Raw genomic sequence first — 21,443 nt, 5'->3', positions numbered from 1 at the left:
GCTCGTCTGCACGCTATTTCGGACGGCCAGCCCCGGCCGTTACGGCGCCGGATGAAGCGCGACTTCTTGCGCCTTCACCGCCATGAACACCCGGTCCCCCGGCGCCAACCGCAATTCGCTCGCCGACTCCGCCGTGATGTCGGCGGCCAGGCCCGGCGCGCCGCCCGGCTGCTCGGTCGCCCGCACCCGCACCGCGGGTCCACTGTGGTCCACCTCCGCGACCGTGACCTCGACGGTGTTGCGGGGACTGCCGTGCGGACGCTGCCGGTACACCGCGACCGCGGCGGGGCGGAAGATCGCCACGGCCGGCGCGCCGATCACGACGTCGGCGGCCGCTACGCCGTGCCACGCCGTTGCGCCGGCCCGCACGACGCCGCCCTCGGCCGCCGAACCGATCACCAGGTTCACGCCGGCGAAGCGCGCCCCGAACGGGCTGCGCGGGGCGGACAGCACCGTCGCGGCGGGACCGGCTTCGGCGACCGTGCCTCCGTCGATCACCACCACGTGATCGGCCAGTGTCGCCACGTCGACGAGGTCGTGGGTGACCAGGACCGCGGACCGGCCGTCGCGGGTCAGCACCTGCCGCAGCAATCGGCGCATCGCGCCCGCGACGTCGACGTCGAGGCCGGCCAGCGGTTCGTCGAGAAGCAGCACCTCGGGTTCGGCGGCCAGCGCCCGCGCCAGCGCCACCCGCTGCGCCTGACCGCCCGAGAGTTGCCGGGGCATCCGGCCCGCCAGGTCGTCGGCACCGACCTCGGTGAGCCAACGATGCGCTGCCGCAACAGCTTCCGCCCTGGCGCGGCCGGTGCTGCGCAACCCGAACGCGACGTTGGCGGCGACCCGCAGATGCGGGAACAGCAACGGGTACTGGAGCAACAGGCCGACCCGGCGGCGGTGGGTCGGCACGTGCACAGCGGCGGCGGTGTCGGTGAGCAGACGCTGGCCCACCCGTACCAGGCCGTCGTCCGGGCGCACCGTCCCGGCGATCACGTGCAGCGCAGTCGACTTGCCTGCGCCGTTGGGGCCCAGTACGGCCAGCACCTCCCCCGCACCGACGGCGAACTCGACGTCGACGCCGCGGCGCTCGACGCGAGCGCGCAGCGCGAGCCCGGTCACGTCCAGCCCTGGGCGCGCAGGCGGCGACTCCCCAGGCCGACGACCACCACCGCCGCCACCGCGACCAGCAGCACCGACAGCGCCACCGCGGCGTCGGCATCGCTCTCCCGCTGCAGGTAGATCTCCAGCGGCAGCGTCCGGGTGACGCCCTCCCGAGATCCGGCGAACGTCAGCGTCGCCCCGAATTCGCCGAGGGACCGTGCGAACGCCAGCACGGACCCCGACACCAGGCCGGGTGCGAGCAGCGGCAGGGAGACCCGCCACCACACGGTCGACGGGCGGGCGCCCAGCGTCGCGGCGACGAGTTCGTAGTCGGTGCCCGCCGTCCGCGCCGCCCCCTCGAGCGCGATGACGAGGAACGGCAGCGACACGAACGTCTGCGCCAGCACGACGGCCGTGGTGGTGAACGCGATCTGGATTCCGCCGGCCTCGAGGTACCGGCCGATCAGTCCCAGTCGGCCGAAGGCGTAGAGCAGTGCGATGCCGCCGACCACCGGGGGCAGCACCAGCGGCAGCAGGATCACCGGACGCACCGCGCGCACGGACCGCGACGGACTGCGGGCCAGCACCATCGCCATCGGCACACCCAGCAGCACGCACAGCACCGTGCTCGCGGCGGCCGTCTGCAGGCTCAGCACCAGCGCCGCGACCGACGAATCGCTGGTGACCAGCACGGTGAACCGGGGCCAGTCGACCTTGGCGGCGACCGCGACCAGGGGCAGGACCACGAACAGGGCGCCGACGGCGGCCGGCACGTAGATCCACCGGGGTAGCGCGGGGCCCATACCGGGCACCTTAGGTCACTGGCGTGCGCCTATACCGCATCGTCTGCGCGTCGATTAACCCGAGGTAGCTACCGTCCAGTAACATCTACGCGTGACCGCGGCCCACGCGCGCTGCGGTCGAGCCAACGAGGAGGTCATGGCGATGGAGGTGCTGGTCACCGGCGGCGACACCGATCTGGGGCGCACGATCGCGGCAGGGTTCCGCGACGACGGTCATCGGGTGGTGATCGGCGGTGCGCGCCGGGAGGATCTCGAGATCACGGCGAAGGAACTCGACGTCGACTCGATCGTCTTCGACAACACCGACCCGGCCAGCCTCGAAGAGGCCCGCTCGCTGTTCCCGCATCACCTCGACACGCTCGTCAACGTGCCCGCGCCGCAGTTCGCCCCGGAGGATCCGCGCACGTTCACCCTCGACCAGCAGGCGACGGCATGGCGCCGTGCGCTGGACACCACCCTGCTCTCGGCGGTGCTCACGGTCCAGATCGTCGGCGACCATCTGCGGTCGGGCGGCTCGATCGTCAACGTCATCCCCGAGAACGTCGTCATCGCGCAGACCCGTGAGGGCAGCGTCGACGCCGCGCTCAAGGCCGCGGTGTCGGACTGGACGGCCGGTCAGGCCGCGCACTTCGGCACGCGCGGGATCACGGTCAACGCCGTCGCCACCGGCAAGAGCGCAGAGCCGTCGTACGACGGACTGTCCAGCACCTCCCCCGCGGTGGCCGCGGAGATCGCCCGGCTGGCGCTGTTCCTGTCGACCCCGGCGGCCCGCCATATCACCGGTCAGACCCTGCATGTCAGCAGAGGTGCGCTGGCGAACTTCGGCTAGACCGATAGGGTTGACGGAGTGACGATCCGACTCGGACTCCAGATCCCGAACTTCAGTTACGGCACCGGCGTCGCCGAACTGTTCCCGACTGTCATCGCCCAGGCGCGCGAGGCCGAGGCCGCCGGCTTCGACTCGGTGTTCCTGATGGACCACTTCTATCAACTACCGGGGCTCGGCACCCCGGACCAGCCGATGCTCGAGGCGTACACCGCGCTGGGCGCGCTGGCCACCGCCACCGAGCGGGTCCAGCTCGGCACCCTGGTCACCGGCAACACCTACCGCAACCCCACCCTGCTGGCCAAGGCGATCACCACGCTCGACGTGATCAGTCAGGGCCGGGCGATCCTGGGTCTGGGCACCGGCTGGTACGAGCTCGAACACGATTCGCTCGGCTACGAATTCGGCACCTTCACCGACCGCTTCAACAAGCTCGGCGAGGCGCTGGAGATCATCCTGCCGATGCTCGAGGGGAAGCGCCCCACGGTCGAGGGCAAGTACTACCGCACCAAGGAGGCGATGGCCGAGCCGCGCTTCCGTGACCACATTCCGCTCATGATCGGCGGCAGCGGCGAGAAGAAGACGATTCCGCTGGCCGCGCGCCACTTCGACCACCTCAACATCATCGCCGGCTTCGACGAACTGCCCCGCAAGATCGAGGTCGTCAAGCAGCGGTGCGAAGAGATCGACCGGGATCCGGCGACGCTGGAGACCAGCATGCTGGTGGTGGCGATGATCGACGAGAACGTCACCGGCGATGTCATCCCCGACGACTTCAAGCAGCAGGCCGTCTACGGCAGCGCCGAGCAGATCGTCGACCAGATCAAGACCAAGGTGCTCGACGCGGGCGTCGACAGCGTGATCCTGAGCCCCGTCACCAGCCTCAACGGCTACCAGCCGGGGGGCATCACCGACGTGGCCGCCTTGTTGAAGCCCGTGCTGGGCGTTTAATCCAGCCGTCCGCGTGGCATAAGCCACAACCGACCGAGTGCCCAATGCCGGGCACCGCCGACTACCGTAGAGGGCGAGATTCCGCACGTCCCGCCCGTCGAGGAGCACTGATGAGCCATCCCGGAGCCACTCCAACGGATCGGCACAAAGTCGTCATCATCGGGTCGGGGTTCGGCGGCCTGAGCGCCGCCAAGACCCTTAAGCACGCTGATGTCGACATCAAGCTGATCGCCCGTACCACCCACCACCTGTTCCAGCCGCTGCTCTACCAGGTGGCGACGGGCATCATCTCCGAGGGCGAGATCGCCCCGGCCACCCGCGTGGTGCTGCGCAAGCAGAAGAACGTGCAGGTGCTGCTCGGCGATGTGACGCACATCGACCTGGCGAACAAGCTCGTGCACTCGGAGCTCCTGGGCCACGACTACGCGACGCCGTACGACAGCCTGATCATCGCCGCAGGCGCGGGTCAGTCCTACTTCGGCAACGACCACTTCGCGGAGTGGGCGCCCGGTATGAAGTCGATCGACGACGCGCTGGAACTGCGTGCCCGCATCCTCGGCGCGTTCGAGCAGGCGGAGCGGTCCAGCGATCCCAAGCGGCGCGAGAAGCTGCTGACCTTCGTGGTCGTGGGCGCCGGTCCGACGGGCGTGGAGATGGCGGGGCAGATCGCCGAACTCGCCGACTACACGCTCAAGGGCACGTTCCGCCACATCGACCCCACCAGCGCCAGGGTGATCCTGCTCGACGCGGCGCCCGCGGTGCTGCCGCCGATGGGCGAGAAGCTGGGGAAGAAGGCGGCCGCGCGGCTGGAGAAGATGGGCGTCGAGATCCAGCTCAACGCGATGGTCACCGACGTGGACCGCAACGGCATCACGGTCAAGGATCCCGACGGCAACCTGCGGCGCATCGAGTCGGCGTGCAAGGTGTGGTCGGCCGGTGTGGCGGCCAGCCCGCTCGGCCGCGACCTGGCCGCGCAGTCGGACGTCGAGGTCGACCGCGCCGGCCGCGTCAAGGTGCAGCCGGACCTGTCGATCCCGGGCCACCCGAACGTGTTCGTCGTCGGCGACATGGCCGCGGTCGAGGGCGTGCCCGGTATGGCGCAGGGCGCCATCCAGGGCGGCCGTTACGCCGCGAAGCTGATCAAGAACGAGGTCAAGGGCGCCAACCCGAAGTTCCGCCAGCCGTTCGAGTACTTCGACAAGGGCTCGATGGCGACGGTGTCGCGGTTCTCGGCCGTGGCCAAGGTCGGCCCGCTGGAATTCGGCGGGTTCATCGCTTGGCTCGCGTGGCTGGCGCTGCACCTGGTGTACCTCGTCGGGTTCAAGACGAAGATCGTCACGCTGATCTCCTGGACGGTGACGTTCCTTTCGACCAAACGCGGTCAGCTCACGATCACCGAACAGCAGGCGTACGCCCGAACACGCATCGAGGAGCTCGAGGAGATCGCCGCGGCGGTCACCGAGACCGAACGCGAGAAGGAGCAGGCGGCTAGTTAGTCAGCCGCTCGCCCTGCCAGGTCGCCAGACATCCGCCCGCGGCCAGCGCCAGCACCGTCGCCTCGGTGTCGAAAGTCGCCTCCGGGTACCGTAATTCGCTGACGCAGGCCAGCGGGCGGCCGATGACGTCGTCGGTCACCGAACCGCCGCCCAGTTCGACGCGGTGCCGCAGCAGCGGCGCGCCGTCGACGTCGGCGTGCAGGGCGCCGGACCAGAACCCCTCGCGCTCACCGGATCTGCCGATCTGGATCCGTTCACGCAGGCGGATGCTGCCGGCGCCGGTGAGCCGTATGCGTGTCTCGGTCAGGTGCCGGGAGGCGCCGGCGACGACGGTCGGTTGCGGGTCGATGTCCAGTTCGCCCGCGGATTCGACGTCCCAGTGGGTGCGCGACTCGGGTGTCGCGGCGCTCGGCAGCGTCACGGTGGCGGCCGCGCTGCGCACCGCCAACCGGGCGCCGGGTTCCACGACGACGCGCACGCTGATGACGTCCCCACCCAGCGGTGTCGCCGCGGCCGACACGAGGTGCACGGTGTGGGATCCGGTGCGGCGCACCGCCACCCCGCCGGTGTGCTCGATACGGGGCGTGCGGCCGGGGTAGGCGACGATGTAGACCTCGGAGCGCACTAGCCCTGCACCGGCACCCGCAGCTGGGCGCGCACCCAGTCCAACACCGGTCCGGCGGTCGGATCGTCGGTCAGCGAGATGAGAACGAAAGGCCGGTCGCCGCGGACCTTCGTCGAGTCGCGTCGCATCACGTCCAGATCGGCGCCGACCATCGGGGCGAGATCGGTCTTGTTGATGACCAGCAGATCCGAGAAGGTCACGCCAGGACCACCTTTGCGAGGCACCTTGTCGCCACCCGCCACGTCGACGACGAAGATCTGCACGTCGATCAGTCCAGAGGAGAAGGTCGCGGTGAGGTTGTCACCGCCGGATTCGACGAGGATCAGGTCGAGGTGGTCGTGCCCGGCGATCAGGTCGTCGATCGCGTCCAGGTTCGCGGTGATGTCGTCGCGGATCGCGGTGTGCGGGCAGCCGCCGGTCTGCACGGCGGCGATCCGGTCGTCGGGCAGCACGGCGTGGCGGCGCAGGAAGTCGGCGTCCTCGGTGGTGTAGATGTCGTTGGTCAGCACCGCCAGTGAGAGTTCGTCGCGCAGCTGGCGGCACAGCGCGGCCACCAACGCGGTCTTGCCCGAGCCGACGGGTCCGCCGACGCCGATGCGCAGCGGCTCCCCCGGTGTCCGCACCCGCTTGGGGCGGTCGGCGTGGCCGTGGGGTTGACCGTCCAGGAAATGTGGGGGCATGACGAGTCCTTTCAGGAAGCGAACAGCGGTCGCTCGCGGTCGCTGTGCCGTTGGGCCAGCACGTCGAGCAGCGGATCGGACAGGTCGGCGGGCTCCTTGGCGGCCGCGGCCGCCACGTGGTCGCACAGTGGGCCCAGCGCGAAGGTCAGCGCGGCGACGTCCCCGGGGTCGAGGGCGAGCAACCGCTGTGCGGCGGTGGCCGATCCCGTCATCGTGGTGTAGACGACGGACAGCGCGGTCTGCTCCGGGGTCAGGCCGGCCACCGAGCCCACCGCACCCGAGGCGACAGGCAGATGCGGGGTGCGGCCCAGGACGGTCCAGTCGTGGTCCGGCCAGACGCGCCGAGCCAGCCGCGCCAGTCCCCTGCCCTGCGCCCGGGACGCCGCCCGTGCCGCGGGAGCAGGTGTGCGCGCGTCGGTTTCGCGGTCGGCCGCCGCGACCGTCAGCGTTCCGGCGTGCACGGCGGCGGCCAGCGACGCCGCCACCAGACCCTGGGTGCGCACCCGCCGGACCAGGAAGGCGCGCAGCGTCTCGAGATTCGTGACGAGCCCGCTGGTGACGGCTTCCTCGACGCCGCCCGAGTGGACGTGGCCGCCGGTCGGCAGGCGGGAGTCGGCCAGCGTGAGCAGGGTGGTCAGCGGTGTCATCAGGATCGGCTAGAAGAGGAAATAGCGTTGCGCCATGGGCAGTTCGGCGGCGGGCTGCTCCTGCCAGACGTCGCCGTCGATGCGCACGGTGAAGGTGTCCGGGTCCACCTCGATGCGGGGCAGCGCGTCGTTCAGCGGCATCTGGGCCTTGCCGATGTGCCGGACGTCCTTGACCGCGACGAGCCTGCGCCGCACGTCGATCCGGTCGGCAAGACCGTCCTCGATCGCCTGCGGCGCGACGAAGTGCACGGACGTCGCGGCCGCCGCGGCAGGCGCCGCGCCGAACATGGGGCGCGGCAACACCGGTTGCGGCGTCGGGATCGACGCGTTGGCGTCCCCCATCGCCGCCCAGGCGATCATGCCGCCCTTGACCACCGCGTGCGGCCGCACACCGAAGAACGCCGGCTCCCACAGCACCAGGTCGGCGAGCTTGCCGACCTCGACCGAGCCGATCTCGTGGTCGAGGCCATGTGCGACTGCCGGGCAGATCGTGTACTTGGCGACGTAGCGGCGCACGCGCATGTTGTCGGCGCGCCCGTCACCGTCGAGCGCACCGCGGCGGCGCTTCATCACGTGAGCGGTCTGCCACGTGCGCAGCACGACCTCACCGATGCGGCCCATCGCCTGGGCGTCGCTGCCGATCATCGAGATCGCGCCGATGTCGTGCAACAGGTCTTCGGCGGCGATGGTCGAGGGGCGGATGCGGCTCTCGGCGAACGCCAGATCCTCGGGCACGCTGGGGTTCAGGTGATGGCACACCATCAGCATGTCGAGGTGCTCGTCGAGGGTGTTGACGGTGTGCGGCCGGGTCGGATTGGTGGAACTGGGCAGCACGTACGGTTCTGCGGCGACGGTGATGATGTCGGGTGCGTGCCCGCCGCCCGCCCCCTCGGTGTGATAGGCGTGGATCGAGCGGCCCTTGATCGCGCCGACGGTGTTCTCGACGAACCCGGCCTCGTTGAGGGTGTCGGAGTGCAGCGCGACCTGGACGCCGGCGGCGTCGGCCACGGTCAGGCACGCATCGATCGCGGCGGGCGTCGAGCCCCAGTCCTCGTGCAGCTTGAAACCCGATGCGCCCGAACGCAACTGCTCCCACATCGAATCCGCGTTGACGGTGTTGCCCTTGCCGAGCAGCGCGACGTTCATCGGCCACGAGTCGAGCGCTTCGAGCATGCGGGCCAGATGCCAGGCACCCGGGGTGACGGTGGTCGCCTTGCTGCCCTCGGCCGGCCCGGTACCCCCGGCGATGATCGTCGTGATCCCCCCGCCGAGCGCCTCCTCCATGATCTGGGGGCAGATCAGGTGCACATGGCAGTCGATGCCGCCGGCGGTGACGATGCGTCCGTTGCCCGCGATGATCTCGGTGGACGGTCCGACCACCAGATCGGGGTGGACGCCGTCCATGATGTCTGGGTTGCCGGCCTTACCGATCGCGGCGATCCGGCCGTCACGGATGCCGATGTCGGCCTTGATGATTCCCCAGTGATCGATGATCACCACACCGGTGATGACGGTGTCGGGGGCACCGTCCGCACGGCTTGCGCGCCCCTGCCCCATCGATTCGCGCAGCACCTTGCCGCCACCGAACACCGCTTCCTCGCCGGCGAGTCCCGGTCCGCCGCTGCGGTCCTCGGTGATCTCGACGAACAGGTCGGTGTCGGCGAGCCGGATACGGTCTCCGGTCGTGGGTCCGAACAGTGCCGCATAGCGCTCGCGTGACAGGCCGCTCATGATGTCGTGTCCAATCGGCCCGGCGGGTTCAGTGACAGACCGTGCACCTCGCGGCTGCCCCGCAGCGGTACCAGCGTGACACGCTGCGCGACACCGGGTTCGAAGCGGACCGCGGTGCCGGCCGGGATGTCGAGCCGGTGACCGTGGGCGGCCTCTCGGTCGAAGTCGAGCGCGGCGTTGGCCTGTGGCAGATGGACGTGGCTGCCGACCTGCACGGGCCGGTCACCGGTGTTCACCACCTCCATCGCGATGCGGGCGGCGCCGGCGTTGATCTCGATGTCGCCGTCTCCGAAGACGACCTCTCCGGGCACGATCGACGCGCGATCCGCCTTCGGCTCCTCGCTGATCACGGAATCGGGTGGTGGACGGTGACGAGTTTCGTCCCGTCCGGGAAGGTGGCTTCCACCTGGACGTCGGGCAGCATTTCTGGCACTCCCTCCATGACGTCGTCGCGGCTGAGCACGTCGCGTCCGCTGACCATCAACTCCGCCACGGTGCGACCGTCCCGCGCTCCCTCGAGCAGGTGGTCGGTGATCACGGCGACGGCCTCGGGATGGTTGAGCCGCAGGCCGCGGGCACGACGGCGCCGCGCGAGCTCGGCGGCGTAGGAGATCAGCAGGCGGTCCTGCTCATGCGGGGTCAAACGCATAGTGGGCGATCCTGCCACGGCGCGGCGCGCTCAGCAGCGCTCGCCGCGCGGCCGCCCGTCAGGCGTCGGCGATGTTCTGCAGCCGTACCTGTCCGCGGGCCACCAACTTGTCGTTCTCGTCGGTGATCGTGATCAGCCACAGCTGCTGGCGCCGGCCGCGGTGGATGGGAGTGGACACCGCGGTGACGGTGCCCGACGAGATCGCCCGCAGGAAGTCGGTGTTGTTGTTGACCCCGACCACGGTGCCGCCGCCGTTGGCGCTGAGCCAGACGTGCGCGGACACGCTGGCCAGGCTCTCGACCACCGCGCAGTAGACGCCGCCGTGCACGATGCCCCACGGCTGCAGGAGCTTGTCGGTGATGGTCAGCTGCGCGCGGCCCCCGTCGGGGGTCACCTCCAGATAGGTGAGGCCGAGTTCCCTGTCATAGCCGTCGCCGAGTCGGTCGGGTACCTGAGTCGTCACAGCAGTCGTGTCTACACCGCGCGCCGCGGCGGGCGCGAAACGGGTTGGGGCGAAAAGGCGGACGGGCCCCGCACAAGATGTGCGGGGCCCGTCCTTCGATGGACCGGGGGTCTCTGCAGCCCTCAGGACTCCGGCGCGGTCCGGTGGTTCTCGGTCGATTTGGTGGTGCTCGATCGATCTGCCATAAGAATAGGCAAGGCTGCCCTAATTAAGCAAGACCTTCCCTCCCCCGCGGACCGCGCCGCGCACCGGCAGGCCGAAGCCGACCAGCGCGTCGAGCACGGCCTGTCCGCGGCGCATGCTGGTCCACTCGCTCGAGCCGGCCAGCAGCGGCACCTGGGTGGCCGCCCCCACGACCGCTCCGCCGACCAGATGCCACATCGCCGCAACGGACATCGCGCCGCCGCTGATGGCGGCCAGCTTTCCGAACAGCGGCGCGAGCGCCCGGTGGCTGCGGTGCGCGACCCACGTCGCGAGCGCCGCCTCGCTGGGCAGCGCGACGATGCCCTGCGGTGCGCCGAGGGGAACGCGGGGCCGGTCTTCGAAGAAGGGGTCGTCCGGCAGTGCGCGCAGCGTGGGGTCGACGACACCCACCCAGTCGATGGCGCCTTCGGAGTCGACGTGCACCCAGAGGTTCTCCAGGCCGGTGTCCCAGGCGCGGCCCTCGAGGACGAGCAGCGGGATCACGCGGCCGAGGACGACGTGGGCCAGGGTGGCCGCCAGCTGTTGGGCGACGGCGGCCTTGTTGTCGGTTTCGGCCGAGGCGAGGTCGAACATCGCCCGGAGCCGGTCCCCGGTGAGCGCCTCGGTCAGCGGCCACCACCGCCGCCGCGACAGGTCACCCATGACGGCCACCCCGTAGACCCGCGGGCATTCGGGGTAGAGCTCGCGCAGCCGACGGCTCGATTCGTGCAGCGGCAGCGGCTGCTTGATGGCCATGCCCGCGATCAGCGGATCCTCGATCAGTACCGTCACTGCACCTCCCGGCGACTCGGCTTGAGTTAGGTTAGCCTTACTATAACTACGAGCCCGGTGGGGACCAGAAGCTGTGATTGGTTTCACAATGAGGGCGTGTGACCAGGGCGGGAATGTCCGCGATGGGGAAGACTGTTGCTCCTCTGCGTCGGATACGACGCGCGGTAGTACCCTGGTTCTACTGTTCAGGAGAGTGACGGAGAATGGCCAAGTTGACGCGTCTGGGTGAGCTCGAGCGTGAGGTGATGGACCACCTGTGGTCGGCCCGCGAGCCCCAGACTGTGCGCCAGGTCCACGAGGCGCTCGCCGCTCGCAGGGACCTGGCCTACACCACGATCATGACCGTGCTGCAGCGATTGGCGAAGAAGAACCTGGTGGTGCAGCACCGTGACGACCGTGCCCACCGATACGCCCCCACCCACGGCCGCGACGAACTCGTCGCCGGGCTGATGGTGGACGCCCTCGATCAGGCCGCGGATTCCGGCAGCCGGGAGGCCGCGTTGGTGCACTTCGTCGAGCGCGTCGGCGCCGACGAGGCCGCTGCGCTGCGCCGTGCGCTGGCCGAATTGGAGGGCAAGGAGCGTCTCACCCCGCCCGCTGGCGATTCGGGTACCGCCTGAGCGACAATTGAGGAGTGTCCGCGCTGGCCTTCACCGTTGTCGCGCTGCTCCTCGTGGGGCCGGTGCCGGCACTGTTGGCTCGCGCGACCTGGCCGATGCGCGCTCCGCGCGCGGCGATAGTGCTCTGGCAGTCCATCGCACTGGCCGGTGTGCTCTCGGCCTTCTCGGCCGGCATCGCCATCGCCAGCAGGCTCTTCGTCCCCGGTCCCGACGGCAGGCCGACCGCCACCATCACCAGTGAGATCGAGGTCCTCGGCTGGAAGCTGTGGCTGCTCTACGTCGTGGCGTTCGCGCTCACGCTGGTGATCGGCGCGCGACTGATCGTCTCGGTGCTGCAGGTGGCCGTCGCCACCCGCCGCCGGCGCGCCCACCACCGCATGATGGTCGACCTGCTCGGCCTCTGCCGCGATGCGGTGCCCACCGACGTGCGCCGGCAGGCCAGCGGGCTGCGGGTCCTCGAGGTCAAACAACCGCTGGCCTACTGCCTTCCCGGGGTGCGCAGCCGCGTCGTACTCAGCGAAGGGGCGCTGAACACGCTCTCGCACGACGAGATCGCCGCGATCCTGACCCACGAGAACGCCCACCTGCGGGCGCGCCACGACCTGGTGCTCGAGATGTTCACCGCGGTGCACGCCGCCTTCCCTCGCTTCGTCCGCAGTGCCAGCGCGCTGGACGCGGTGCGCCTGCTGGTCGAACTGCTCGCCGACGACGCCGCCGTGCGCACCGCAGGCCCGAAGCCGCTGGCGCGCGCGCTGGTCGCGTGTGCCGCCGGCCGTGCCCCGTCCGGTGCGCTCGCCGCCGGCGGGCCGACCACCGTGATCCGCGTCCGCCGTCTCGGCGGCAGGCCCAACAGTCTGGCGCTCGCGGTCACCGCCTACCTCGCCGCCGCGGCCGTGCTGGTCGTCCCCACCGTGGCGGTGGCGGTCCCGTGGCTGACCGAACTGCACCGGCTGTTCGTCCGCTAGACCCACTGGTCTCGTCACATCGCGACACACAACAGAAAATGAAAGGCTGTGCCCATGAGCTCGTCCGAGAAGTCCACTGCAGGCACCGCACAGATCGGGGTCACCGGCCTGGCCGTGATGGGCTCGAATCTCGCTCGCAACTTCGCTCACCACGGCTACACCGTCGCCCTGCACAACCGGTCGGTCGCGAAGACCGACGCGCTGCTGGCCGAGCACGGCTCTGAGGGCAACTTCGTCCGCAGCGAGACGATCGAGGAGTTCCTCGCCGCACTGGAGAAGCCGCGCCGCGTGATCATCATGGTGAAGGCCGGTGAGGCCACCGACGCCGTGATCAACGAGCTCGCCGATGCGATGGAAGAAGGCGACATCATCATCGACGGCGGGAACGCGCTGTACACCGACACGATCCGGCGCGAGAAGGCGATCCGCGAGCGCGGTCTGCACTTCGTCGGCGCCGGCATCTCCGGCGGTGAGGAGGGTGCGCTCAACGGGCCGTCGATCATGCCCGGCGGCCCCAAGGAGTCCTACGAATCGCTCGGTCCGCTGCTGGAGGAGATCTCCGCGCACGTCGACGGCGTGCCCTGCTGCACGCACATCGGGCCGGACGGCGCAGGCCACTTCGTCAAGATGGTGCACAACGGCATCGAGTACTCCGACATGCAGCTCATCGGTGAGGCCTATCAGCTCCTGCGCGACGGGCTCGGCAAGTCCGCCGGTGACATCGCCGACGTGTTCGACGAGTGGAACAAGGGCGATCTCGACAGCTTCCTCGTGGAGATCACCGCACAGGTGCTGCGCCAGATCGACGAGAAGACCGGCAAACCGCTCGTCGACCTGATCCTGGACGAGGCCGAACAGAAGGGCACCGGCCGCTGGACGGTGAAGTCGGCGCTCGATCTCGGTGTGCCGGTCACCGGCATCGCCGAGGCCGTCTTCGCCCGCGCGCTGTCGGGCTCGGTCGCCCAGCGGCAGGCCACCACGGGCCTGGCCTCCGGGAACCTCGGCGAGAAACCGGGCGACGCAGCACAGTTCACCGAGGACATCCGCCAGGCGCTGTACGCCTCGAAGATCATCGCCTACGCGCAGGGCTTCAACCAGATCCAGGCGGGCAGCGCCGAATACAACTGGGGCATCACCCCCGGCGACATGGCGAGGATCTGGCGCGGCGGCTGCATCATCCGGGCGAAGTTCCTCAACCGGATCACCGAGGCGTTCGACAACGATGCCGACCTGCCGACGCTGATCGTCGACCCGTACTTCCGCGACGCCATCGAAGCCGCGATCGACAGCTGGCGCCGCGTCGTGGTCAAGGCCACCGAACTGGGCATCCCGATCCCGGGCTTCAGCTCCGCGCTGTCCTACTACGACGGGCTGCGCACCGAACGCCTGCCCGCCGCCCTGACCCAGGGGCTACGCGACTTCTTCGGCGCCCACACCTACGGGCGCATCGACGCCGATCGCGACAAGCGGTTCCACACGCTGTGGAGCGGCGACCGCACCGAGGTCGAGGCCTGACGCGCCGAGACTGCGCACAGATCGCGAGCACGAGCGCAAACGCGATCTGACCGCAGTCTCGACGGTCATTAGACTCGGGGCCGATGAGATTTCTCGACGGCCACCGCCCGGCATACGACCTGACCTACGACGACGTGTTCGTTGTCCCCCAACGGTCCGACGTCCCGTCCCGCTTCGACGTGGACCTGTCCACGGTCGACGGGTCGGGCACCACGATCCCGGTCGTCGTCGCGAACATGACCGCGGTGGCGGGCCGGCGGATGGCCGAGACCGTGGCACGCCGCGGCGGGCTGGTGGTGCTGCCGCAGGATCTGCCGATCTCGGCGGTCCAGCAGACCGTCGACTTCGTCAAGAGCCGCGACCTCGTCGTCGACACCCCGGTCACGCTGGAACCGGACGCCGCGGTCTCGGATGCGATGGCGCTGATCCACAAGCGCGCGCACGGCGCGGCAGTGGTCGTGTTCGAGGGCCGGCCGATCGGCCTGATCACCGAGGCGGCCTGTCAGGACGTCGACCGCTTCACCCGGGTGCGCGACGTGGCCATCACCGATTTCGTGACCGCACCGGTGGGCACCGAGCCGCGCAAGGTCTTCGATCTGCTCGAACACACCCCCGTCGGCGTCGCGGTGCTCACCGAACCGGACGGCACGCTGGCCGGGGTGCTGACGCGCACCGGGGCGATCCGCGCGGGGATCTACTCCCCCGCCGTCGACCGGCACGGCCGGTTGCGCATCGCGGCCGCCGTCGGCATCAACGGTGACGTCGGCGCGAAGGCGCGGGCGCTGGCCGAGGTCGGGGCGGACCTGCTGGTCATCGACACCGCCCACGGACACCAGACCAAGATGCTCGACGCGATCCGCGCGGTGGCCTCGCTGGAGCTGGGCCTGCCGATCGCCGCGGGCAACGTGGTCTCGGCCGAAGGCACCCGCGACCTGATCGCCGCGGGCGCCTCGATCGTCAAGGTCGGTGTCGGTCCCGGCGCGATGTGCACCACCCGGATGATGACCGGCGTCGGCCGCCCGCAGTTCTCCGCCGTCGTCGAATGTGCCGCGGCGGCAAGGGAACTCGGAGCGCACGTGTGGGCCGACGGCGGTGTACGCCATCCGCGCGACGTGGCGCTGGCCCTGGCCGCCGGGGCGGCCAACGTGATGATCGGCTCCTGGTTCGCCGGTACCTACGAATCCCCCGGCGACCTGATGCGCGACCGCGACAACCAGCCGTACAAGGAGAGCTACGGCATGGCCTCCAAGCGGGCGGTCGCGGCGCGCACGGCCGCCGACAGTTCGTTCGAGCGCGCCCGCAAGGCGCTGTTCGAAGAGGGCATCTCCACCTCGCGGATGAGCCTGGACCCGGCGCGCGGGGGTGTCGAGGACCTGCTCGACCACATCACCTCCGGGGTGCGCAGCACCTGCACCTACGTCGGTGCCGCAACTCTGCCCGAATTGCACGAGAAGGTCGTGCTCGGAGTGCAGTCGGCGGCCGGTTTCGCCGAGGGCCGACCGCTGCCCACCGGTTGGTGACGCGTCGCCGGCGCCCGGTTACGATTGAGCTTTCGCGCCGTCAGCCGTTGACGTCCGCCGTCCGACCGAGGAAGGGATCACGTGCCGCAGGCACCCGCCGAGGCCCGGTGTGCACCGGAGGCCTGCCGGGCCGAGCACCCGTCCGCCGAGCCATCCGACGCCGAACCCTCCCCTAGCCGGCCGGGCTCGCGGCCCGGCTCCATGGTGGGGACGCGATGAGCGTCGCCTACACCCTCCTCTCGCTGCTGGCGATCGTGGTGCTCACGGCCGGCACCGCGGTGTTCGTCGCCGCGGAATTCTCGCTGACCGCACTCGAACGCAGCACCGTCGAGGCCAATGCGCGCAGCGGCGATCGCCGCGACCAACTCGTGCGCCGCGCGCACCGCACCCTGTCGTTCCAGCTCTCGGGCGCCCAGGTGGGCATCTCGATCACGACGCTGGCCACGGGTTACCTGGCCGAGCCGGTGGTGGCGCGGCTGCTGCACCCGGGCCTGGACGCGATCGGGCTGCCGGAGCGGGCGGCCAGCGGCACGGCGCTGTTCCTCGCGATCCTGATCGCCACCTCGGTGTCGATGGTCTTCGGCGAACTGGTCCCGAAGAACCTCGCGGTCGCCAAACCCACGCCCACCGCCCGCGCCGCGGCCCCGCCGCAGTTGCTCTTCTCCACGATCTTCACGCCGCTGATCCGGCTGACCAACGGCACCGCGAACCTGGTCCTGCGCCGGCTGGGCATCGAACCTGCCGAGGAACTGCGCTCGGCGCGCTCGGTCCAGGAGCTGATCTCGCTGGTGCGCAACTCCGCCCGCAGTGGCTCACTCGATCCGGTGACCGCCGTCCTGGTCGACCGGTCGCTGCAGTTCGGCGAGCGGACCGCCGAGGAGTTGATGACGCCGCGCACCGAGATCGAGGCGCTGCAGGCCGACGACACCGTGGCCGACCTGATCGCCGCGGCGATCGAGACCGGCTACTCGCGTTTCCCCATCGTCGAGGGTGACCTCGACGCGACCATCGGCGTCGTGCACGTCAAACAGGTGTTCGCGGTGCCGCACGGCGACCGCGATCGCACCCGGCTCGCGGCGATTGCGATCCCGGTGGCGACCGTGCCCTCGACGCTGGACGGCGACGCGGTGATGACCCAGATCCGTGCCAACGGACTGCAGACCGCGCTGGTGGTCGACGAATACGGCGGCACCGCGGGCATGGTCACCGTCGAGGACCTGATCGAGGAGATCGTCGGCGACGTGCGCGACGAGCACGACGACGCCACCCCCGACGTGGTGGCCGCCGGGGAGGGCTGGCAGGTCTCCGGTCTGCTGCGGATCGACGAGGTGGCCACCGGAACGGGTTTCCGCGCCCCCGACGGCGAGTACGAGACCATCGGCGGTCTGGTGCTGCAGGAACTCGGCCACATCCCCGAGGTCGGGGACTCCGTCGAACTGACCGCGTTCGACCCGGACGGGCCGCTGGAGGATCCGATTCGCTGGCAGGCCAAGGTCGTGCAGATGGACGGCCGCCGCATCGACCTGCTCGAGCTGACCGAACTCGGGCGCCGCGGCGACACCGACGACGACGGTGACGACGAGCCGCAGGAGGACCGCTGATGGGTGGCGATCTGTTCGGCGTCCTGCTGACCGTGCTGCTGCTGGCGGCCAACGCGTTCTTCGTCGCCTCCGAGTTCGCGCTCATCTCGGCGCGCCGGGACCGGCTCGAGGCGTTGGCCGAGCAGGGCAAGAACAGCGCGGTGACGGTGATCCGCGCCGGTGAGCACCTGTCGCTGATGCTGGCCGGTTCGCAGCTGGGCATCACGATCTGCTCGATCCTGCTTGGCCGGGTCGGCGAGCCGGCGGTGGCGCATCTGCTGGAGAAACCGTTCGGCTTGCTCGGCATCCCGGACGCGGTGCTGCACACGGTCTCGTTCGTCGTGGCGCTGAGCGTGGTGGTCACACTGCACGTGCTGCTCGGCGAGATGGTGCCGAAGAATATCGCGATCGCGGGCCCGGAGTCCGCCGCGATGCTGCTGATCCCGGTGTACCTCGTCTACATCCGTGCGGCGCGTCCGCTCATCGCGTTCTACAACTGGTGCGCCAACGCGACGCTGCGCGCGGTGGGAGTGGAGCCGAAGGACGAGCTCGACGTCAACGTGTCCACCGTCGAACTGTCGGAGATGATCGCGGAATCGGTGTCCGAGGGTCTGCTCGATCCGGAGGAGCACACGCGGCTGACCCGCGCCCTGCAGATCCGCAACCGGACGGTCAAGGACGTCGCGATGCCACTGGACACCATCCACGCCATCCCGGCGTCGGCCGCCGGCCGCGGCCCGACAGCCGGCGCGGTCGAGCGCGCGCTGACCGAGACGGGCTACTCCCGCTTCCCGGTCACCGCACCCTCCGGCCAGTACCTGGGCTATCTGCACATCAAGGACGTGTTGCCGCTGATCGATGACCCCGATGCGGTGCTCGACCGGTCGATGGTGCGCCCGCTGCCGCAACTTCCCGCGTCACTGCCACTGCCCGACGCGCTGTCCCGGCTGCGCCGCACCAACAGCCACCTGGCGCTGGTCACCTCGGACGGGGCGATCACCGCGATGGTGGCGCTCGAGGATCTCGTCGAGGACCTCGTCGGAACCGTGCGCGACGGAACTCACCGGCGGTGATGTCCGAGTTCCTCGATGAGTCGGTGTGGGTGCAGCGCGCGGGTGCCCACCGTGACCGGGTGGACGCCTTCTGTGCCCCGCATCTGGAGCGGCGCCGCACCGGCCGCGCTCACCCGGTGTGGGACTTCCTGTTCACCTATTACAGCCTGCGGCCGCGCCGGCTGCGGTGCTGGCATCCGGGGTTCGGCGTGGTGCTCGGCGGCGCCGCGGCCCGCGAGTACGTCGGTCGCGCCGGCTACGGCGAGGTGTCCGGCGGGGTGGCCGTGACCGTCGATCACCTGCGTTCGCGCACCGACACCGTGGACTTCGTGGCCGCCCTGCTGCGCGCCACCGCCGCCAGGCCGGCGCGGCTGAACTGCTTCGGACTGCACGAGTGGGCGATGGTGTACCGATCCCCCGACACCCGCCACGATGCCGTGCCGTTGCGCCTCGGCCATGCGGGCACCGACGCGGTGGTGGAGTCGATGCCGTTGCGCTGCAGCCACTTCGACGCGTACCGCTTCTTCACCGACGCCGCGGTCGGCCGCAACGCGGAGCCGCTGACCCGCGACCGCCAGATCGACACCGAACAGCCCGGCTGTCTGCACGTGGCCATGGATCTGTACAAGTGGGCCTACAAACTCGCGCCGCTGGTGGACTCGGACCTGGTCATGGACTGTCTGGAACTGGCCGCCGACGCGCGGCTGCTCGACATGCGGGCGAGTCCATATGATCTGCGGGGCTACGGTTTCGAGCCCATCGCCGTCGAAACCCCGGCGGGCCGGGCCGAATACGTCAGGGCGCAGCAGGACATCGCCGACCGGGCGGTCCCGCTGCGCGCCACATTGGCGGCGCGATGTGACCTGCTGCGCACCGCATCGGCGACGGCCGACGCGACGGCGGTGCGCACTGGGTTCGTTGCCATTACCCATGGGTAAGCTGGATCGACGGCGGCGTGCCGGATGGCGCGCGGAATCACGGCCGAGGAGGAATGACGATGACTGATCGCGTGACGGTGGGCAACCTGCGCGTGGCCCGGGTGCTCTACGACTTCATCACCAACGAGGCGCTGCCCGGCACCGACCTCGACCCGGACAGCTTCTGGTCGGGCGTGGACAAGGTCGTCGCCGACCTCACACCGCGCAACCAGGAACTCCTGGCGCGCCGCGACGAACTCCAGGCGCAGCTCGACAAGTGGCACCGCCAGCGCGCCATCGGGCCGCACGACGCCGACGAGTACAAGCAGTTCCTCGTCGACATCGGTTACCTGCAGCCGGATCCCGGTGACTTCACGATCACCACGACCGACGTCGACGACGAGATCACCGCGACCGCAGGCCCGCAGCTGGTGGTGCCGATCCTCAACGCGCGGTTCGCGCTCAACGCCGCCAACGCCCGGTGGGGCTCGCTCTACGACGCGCTCTACGGCACCGACGTGATCAGTGAGGACGACGGCGCCGAGAAGGGGTCGGGCTACAACAAGATCCGCGGCGACAAGGTGATCGCCTACGCCCGCGAATTCCTCGACGGCGCTGCGCCGTTGGCATCCGGTCAGTGGCGTGACGCGACGGGACTCAGGATCGACGACGGCCAGCTGCTCGTCGAGTACGGCGACGGGCTGGCGACGGGGCTGGCGGCTCCCGAGCAGTTCGTCGGCTACACCGGCGAACTCGGCTCGCCGCAGTGGTCGATCCTGTTGCGCAACAACGGTCTGCACATCGAGATCCTCATCGATCCCGACTCCCCCGTCGGCTCCACCGACCAGGCCGGCATCAAGGACGTCGTGCTGGAGTCCGCCGTCACCACGATCATGGATTTCGAGGATTCGGTGGCCGCGGTCGACGCCGAGGACAAGGTGCTGGGCTACCGCAACTGGCTGGGCCTCAACCGCGGTGATCTGAGCGAGGAGGTCGCCAAGGGCGGTAAGACCTTCACCCGCGTGCTCAACCAGGATCGCACCTACACACGGCCGGACGGCGGCGAGCTGACGCTGCCGGGCCGCAGCCTGCTGTTCGTGCGGAACGTCGGACACCTGATGACCAACGACGCCATCACCGATGCCGACGGCAACGAGGTCTTCGAAGGCATCCAGGACGCGCTGTTCACCGGCTTGATCGCCACCCACGGGCTCAAGGAGAGCGACAAGAACGGTCCGCTGCGCAACAGCCGCACCGGCTCGGTCTACATCGTGAAGCCCAAGATGCACGGCCCCGACGAGGTGGCGTTCACCGTCGACCTGTTCAGCCGCGTCGAGGACGTCCTCGGACTGCCGCAGAACACGCTCAAGGTCGGGATCATGGACGAGGAGCGGCGGACCACGCTGAACCTCAAGGCCTGCATCAAGGCCGCCGCCGACCGCGTGGTGTTCATCAACACCGGCTTCCTGGACCGCACCGGCGACGAGATCCACACGTCGATGGAGGCCGGCCCGATGATCCGCAAGGGCGCGATGAAGAGCACTCCGTGGATCAAGGCCTACGAGGACCAGAACGTCGACGTCGGTCTGGCCACCGGATTCTCCGGGAAAGCTCAGATCGGCAAGGGCATGTGGGCGATGACCGATCTGATGGCCGACATGGTCGAGCAGAAGATCGGCCAGCCCAAGGCGGGCGCCACCACCGCGTGGGTGCCGTCGCCGACCGCGGCCACGCTGCACGCGATGCACTACCACCAGGTGGACGTGTACGAGGTGCACCGGGAGCTGACGGGCAAGACGCGTGCCGGCATCGACGATCTGCTCACGATCCCGCTGGCCAAGGAGCTGGCGTGGGCGCCCGAGGAGATCCGCGAGGAGGTCGACAACAACTGCCAGTCGATCCTGGGTTACGTGGTGCGGTGGATCGACGCCGGCGTCGGCTGCTCGAAGGTGCCCGACATCCACGACGTCGCGCTGATGGAGGACCGCGCCACGCTGCGGATCTCCAGTCAGCTGCTCGCCAACTGGCTGCGCCACGGGGTCATCACCTCCGACGACGTCAAGACCAGCCTGCGCCGGATGGCCGCGGTGGTCGACGAACAGAACGCCAAGGACCCCGACTTCAAGCCGATGGCGACCGACCCGGATTCCAGCATCGCCTTCCAGGCGGCCCAAGAGCTCATCCTGGCCGGTGCGGCCCAGCCGAACGGGTACACCGAGCCGATCCTGCACCGGCGCCGACGCGAGTACAAAGCCAGCGTTGCCGGCGCCTGAGATCGCGCCGGCGGGCGACTAGACTGCCCGGGGCGCGGATGGCGAACGGCGATGACC

At 69.9% G+C, this 21,443-nt stretch carries 21 protein-coding genes; 11 read left to right on the top strand and 10 right to left on the bottom strand.

The features are described 5' to 3' along the window. Positions 1-39 precede the first annotated feature (39 nt). Together G6N30_RS07620 and G6N30_RS07615 are read right to left on the bottom strand one after the other, a co-directional pair. Positions 40-1,116, bottom strand: coding sequence for a sulfate/molybdate ABC transporter ATP-binding protein (locus tag G6N30_RS07620; RefSeq protein WP_134051543.1), 1,077 nt, complete (start codon positions 1,114-1,116; stop codon positions 40-42). Then, positions 1,113-1,901, bottom strand: coding sequence for an ABC transporter permease (locus tag G6N30_RS07615; protein WP_134051542.1), 789 nt, complete (start codon positions 1,899-1,901; stop codon positions 1,113-1,115). Before G6N30_RS07615 ends, G6N30_RS07620 begins: the two co-directional genes overlap by 4 nt. Positions 1,902-2,043: 142 nt before the next feature. On the opposite strand from G6N30_RS07615, the gene G6N30_RS07610 reads away from it, so the two are divergent. From G6N30_RS07610 to G6N30_RS07600, 3 genes are all read left to right on the top strand, one after another. Further along, positions 2,044-2,730 (top strand): SDR family oxidoreductase, encoded by a 687-nt coding sequence (locus tag G6N30_RS07610; protein ID WP_134055039.1) that lies wholly within the window; start codon positions 2,044-2,046, stop codon positions 2,728-2,730. Between the two features lie 18 nt (positions 2,731-2,748). Then, positions 2,749-3,678, top strand: coding sequence for an LLM class F420-dependent oxidoreductase (locus tag G6N30_RS07605; RefSeq protein ID WP_134051541.1), 930 nt, complete (start codon positions 2,749-2,751; stop codon positions 3,676-3,678). Positions 3,679-3,788: 110 nt separating this feature from the next. Beyond that, positions 3,789-5,174: a type II NADH:quinone oxidoreductase Ndh gene (locus G6N30_RS07600; protein ID WP_134051540.1), complete on the top strand. Its 1,386-nt coding sequence runs from the start codon at positions 3,789-3,791 to the stop codon at positions 5,172-5,174. Here G6N30_RS07600 and G6N30_RS07595 read toward each other — a convergent pair. The 8 genes from G6N30_RS07595 to G6N30_RS07560 all read right to left on the bottom strand — a co-directional run bounded on the left by G6N30_RS07595 (position 5,167) and on the right by G6N30_RS07560 (position 10,944). After that, on the bottom strand, positions 5,167-5,799 hold the full coding sequence (locus tag G6N30_RS07595; RefSeq protein WP_134051539.1) for an urease accessory protein UreD: 633 nt from the start codon (positions 5,797-5,799) through the stop codon (positions 5,167-5,169). The two genes, G6N30_RS07600 and G6N30_RS07595, sit on opposite strands and share 8 nt — an antisense overlap. Further along, positions 5,799-6,479, bottom strand: coding sequence for an urease accessory protein UreG (gene ureG / locus G6N30_RS07590; RefSeq protein WP_134051538.1), 681 nt, complete (start codon positions 6,477-6,479; stop codon positions 5,799-5,801). Before ureG ends, G6N30_RS07595 begins: the two co-directional genes overlap by 1 nt. An 11-nt stretch (positions 6,480-6,490) precedes the next feature. Further along, positions 6,491-7,126 carry an urease accessory protein UreF gene (locus tag G6N30_RS07585; protein ID WP_134051537.1) on the bottom strand — a complete coding sequence of 212 codons (636 nt, stop codon included), beginning with the start codon at positions 7,124-7,126 and terminating at the stop codon, positions 6,491-6,493. Positions 7,127-7,135: 9 nt separating this feature from the next. Continuing rightward, positions 7,136-8,857 carry an urease subunit alpha gene (locus tag G6N30_RS07580; protein ID WP_134051536.1) on the bottom strand — a complete coding sequence of 574 codons (1,722 nt, stop codon included), beginning with the start codon at positions 8,855-8,857 and terminating at the stop codon, positions 7,136-7,138. Then, positions 8,854-9,171, bottom strand: a complete 318-nt coding sequence (locus G6N30_RS07575; RefSeq protein ID WP_134055037.1) for an urease subunit beta — start codon at positions 9,169-9,171, stop codon at positions 8,854-8,856. Before G6N30_RS07575 ends, G6N30_RS07580 begins: the two co-directional genes overlap by 4 nt. Positions 9,172-9,203: 32 nt before the next feature. Further along, on the bottom strand, positions 9,204-9,506 hold the full coding sequence (locus G6N30_RS07570) for an urease subunit gamma (RefSeq protein ID WP_134051535.1): 303 nt from the start codon (positions 9,504-9,506) through the stop codon (positions 9,204-9,206). Positions 9,507-9,564: 58 nt separating this feature from the next. Further along, complete coding sequence (locus tag G6N30_RS07565; protein ID WP_134051534.1) at positions 9,565-9,969, bottom strand: PaaI family thioesterase; 405 nt, start codon at positions 9,967-9,969, stop codon at positions 9,565-9,567. Positions 9,970-10,173: 204 nt separating this feature from the next. After that, on the bottom strand, positions 10,174-10,944 hold the full coding sequence (locus tag G6N30_RS07560; RefSeq protein WP_134051533.1) for an iron reductase: 771 nt from the start codon (positions 10,942-10,944) through the stop codon (positions 10,174-10,176). Positions 10,945-11,147: 203 nt separating this feature from the next. On the opposite strand from G6N30_RS07560, the gene G6N30_RS07555 reads away from it, so the two are divergent. The 8 genes from G6N30_RS07555 to G6N30_RS07520 all read left to right on the top strand — a co-directional run bounded on the left by G6N30_RS07555 (position 11,148) and on the right by G6N30_RS07520 (position 21,386). Further along, the gene (locus G6N30_RS07555; protein ID WP_134051532.1) at positions 11,148-11,564 is read left to right on the top strand and encodes a BlaI/MecI/CopY family transcriptional regulator; all 417 of its coding nucleotides are present in this window, start codon (positions 11,148-11,150) and stop codon (positions 11,562-11,564) included. Positions 11,565-11,578: 14 nt separating this feature from the next. Then, positions 11,579-12,529, top strand: a complete 951-nt coding sequence (locus tag G6N30_RS07550) for a M56 family metallopeptidase (protein ID WP_134051531.1) — start codon at positions 11,579-11,581, stop codon at positions 12,527-12,529. A gap of 54 nt (positions 12,530-12,583) precedes the next feature. Further along, positions 12,584-14,044 (top strand): NADP-dependent phosphogluconate dehydrogenase, encoded by a 1,461-nt coding sequence (gene gndA / locus G6N30_RS07545; RefSeq protein ID WP_134051530.1) that lies wholly within the window; start codon positions 12,584-12,586, stop codon positions 14,042-14,044. An 83-nt stretch (positions 14,045-14,127) separates the two neighbouring features. Then, on the top strand, positions 14,128-15,564 hold the full coding sequence (locus G6N30_RS07540; protein WP_134051529.1) for a GuaB1 family IMP dehydrogenase-related protein: 1,437 nt from the start codon (positions 14,128-14,130) through the stop codon (positions 15,562-15,564). Positions 15,565-15,779: 215 nt separating this feature from the next. Next, positions 15,780-17,165 (top strand): hemolysin family protein, encoded by a 1,386-nt coding sequence (locus G6N30_RS07535; RefSeq protein WP_134051528.1) that lies wholly within the window; start codon positions 15,780-15,782, stop codon positions 17,163-17,165. Further along, positions 17,165-18,217: a hemolysin family protein gene (locus G6N30_RS07530; protein WP_134051527.1), complete on the top strand. Its 1,053-nt coding sequence runs from the start codon at positions 17,165-17,167 to the stop codon at positions 18,215-18,217. Before G6N30_RS07535 ends, G6N30_RS07530 begins: the two co-directional genes overlap by 1 nt. Next, the gene (locus G6N30_RS07525; protein ID WP_179965561.1) at positions 18,217-19,134 is read left to right on the top strand and encodes a 3-methyladenine DNA glycosylase; all 918 of its coding nucleotides are present in this window, start codon (positions 18,217-18,219) and stop codon (positions 19,132-19,134) included. The genes G6N30_RS07530 and G6N30_RS07525 overlap by 1 nt, the downstream gene beginning before the upstream one ends. A 59-nt stretch (positions 19,135-19,193) precedes the next feature. Next, the gene (locus G6N30_RS07520) at positions 19,194-21,386 is read left to right on the top strand and encodes a malate synthase G (RefSeq protein ID WP_134051526.1); all 2,193 of its coding nucleotides are present in this window, start codon (positions 19,194-19,196) and stop codon (positions 21,384-21,386) included. Positions 21,387-21,443 lie beyond the last annotated feature (57 nt).

This window comes from Mycolicibacterium litorale (genome assembly GCF_010731695.1).
Taxonomy (GTDB): domain Bacteria; phylum Actinomycetota; class Actinomycetes; order Mycobacteriales; family Mycobacteriaceae; genus Mycobacterium; species Mycobacterium litorale.
The sequence above is the reverse complement of the archived record's forward strand: the minus strand, read 5'-3'. Positions and strand labels throughout refer to the sequence as shown.

Bases quoted from the DNA above. Each gene is read 5' to 3' on its own strand.
- G6N30_RS07535 (WP_134051528.1), top strand. From the start codon at position 15,780: ATGAGCGTCGCCTACACCCTCCTCTCGCTGCTGGCGATCGTGGTGCTC.
- G6N30_RS07615 (WP_134051542.1), bottom strand. From the start codon at position 1,901: ATGGGCCCCGCGCTACCCCGGTGGATCTACGTGCCGGCCGCCGTCGGC.
- G6N30_RS07585 (WP_134051537.1), bottom strand. From the start codon at position 7,126: ATGACACCGCTGACCACCCTGCTCACGCTGGCCGACTCCCGCCTGCCG.
- G6N30_RS07530 (WP_134051527.1), top strand. From the start codon at position 17,165: ATGGGTGGCGATCTGTTCGGCGTCCTGCTGACCGTGCTGCTGCTGGCG.
- G6N30_RS07540 (WP_134051529.1), top strand. From the start codon at position 14,128: ATGAGATTTCTCGACGGCCACCGCCCGGCATACGACCTGACCTACGAC.
- G6N30_RS07580 (WP_134051536.1), bottom strand. From the start codon at position 8,857: ATGAGCGGCCTGTCACGCGAGCGCTATGCGGCACTGTTCGGACCCACG.
- G6N30_RS07525 (WP_179965561.1), top strand. From the start codon at position 18,217: ATGTCCGAGTTCCTCGATGAGTCGGTGTGGGTGCAGCGCGCGGGTGCC.
- G6N30_RS07520 (WP_134051526.1), top strand. From the start codon at position 19,194: ATGACTGATCGCGTGACGGTGGGCAACCTGCGCGTGGCCCGGGTGCTC.
- G6N30_RS07555 (WP_134051532.1), top strand. From the start codon at position 11,148: ATGGCCAAGTTGACGCGTCTGGGTGAGCTCGAGCGTGAGGTGATGGAC.
- G6N30_RS07600 (WP_134051540.1), top strand. From the start codon at position 3,789: ATGAGCCATCCCGGAGCCACTCCAACGGATCGGCACAAAGTCGTCATC.
- gndA (WP_134051530.1), top strand. From the start codon at position 12,584: ATGAGCTCGTCCGAGAAGTCCACTGCAGGCACCGCACAGATCGGGGTC.
- ureG (WP_134051538.1), bottom strand. From the start codon at position 6,479: ATGCCCCCACATTTCCTGGACGGTCAACCCCACGGCCACGCCGACCGC.
- G6N30_RS07570 (WP_134051535.1), bottom strand. From the start codon at position 9,506: ATGCGTTTGACCCCGCATGAGCAGGACCGCCTGCTGATCTCCTACGCC.
- G6N30_RS07610 (WP_134055039.1), top strand. From the start codon at position 2,044: ATGGAGGTGCTGGTCACCGGCGGCGACACCGATCTGGGGCGCACGATC.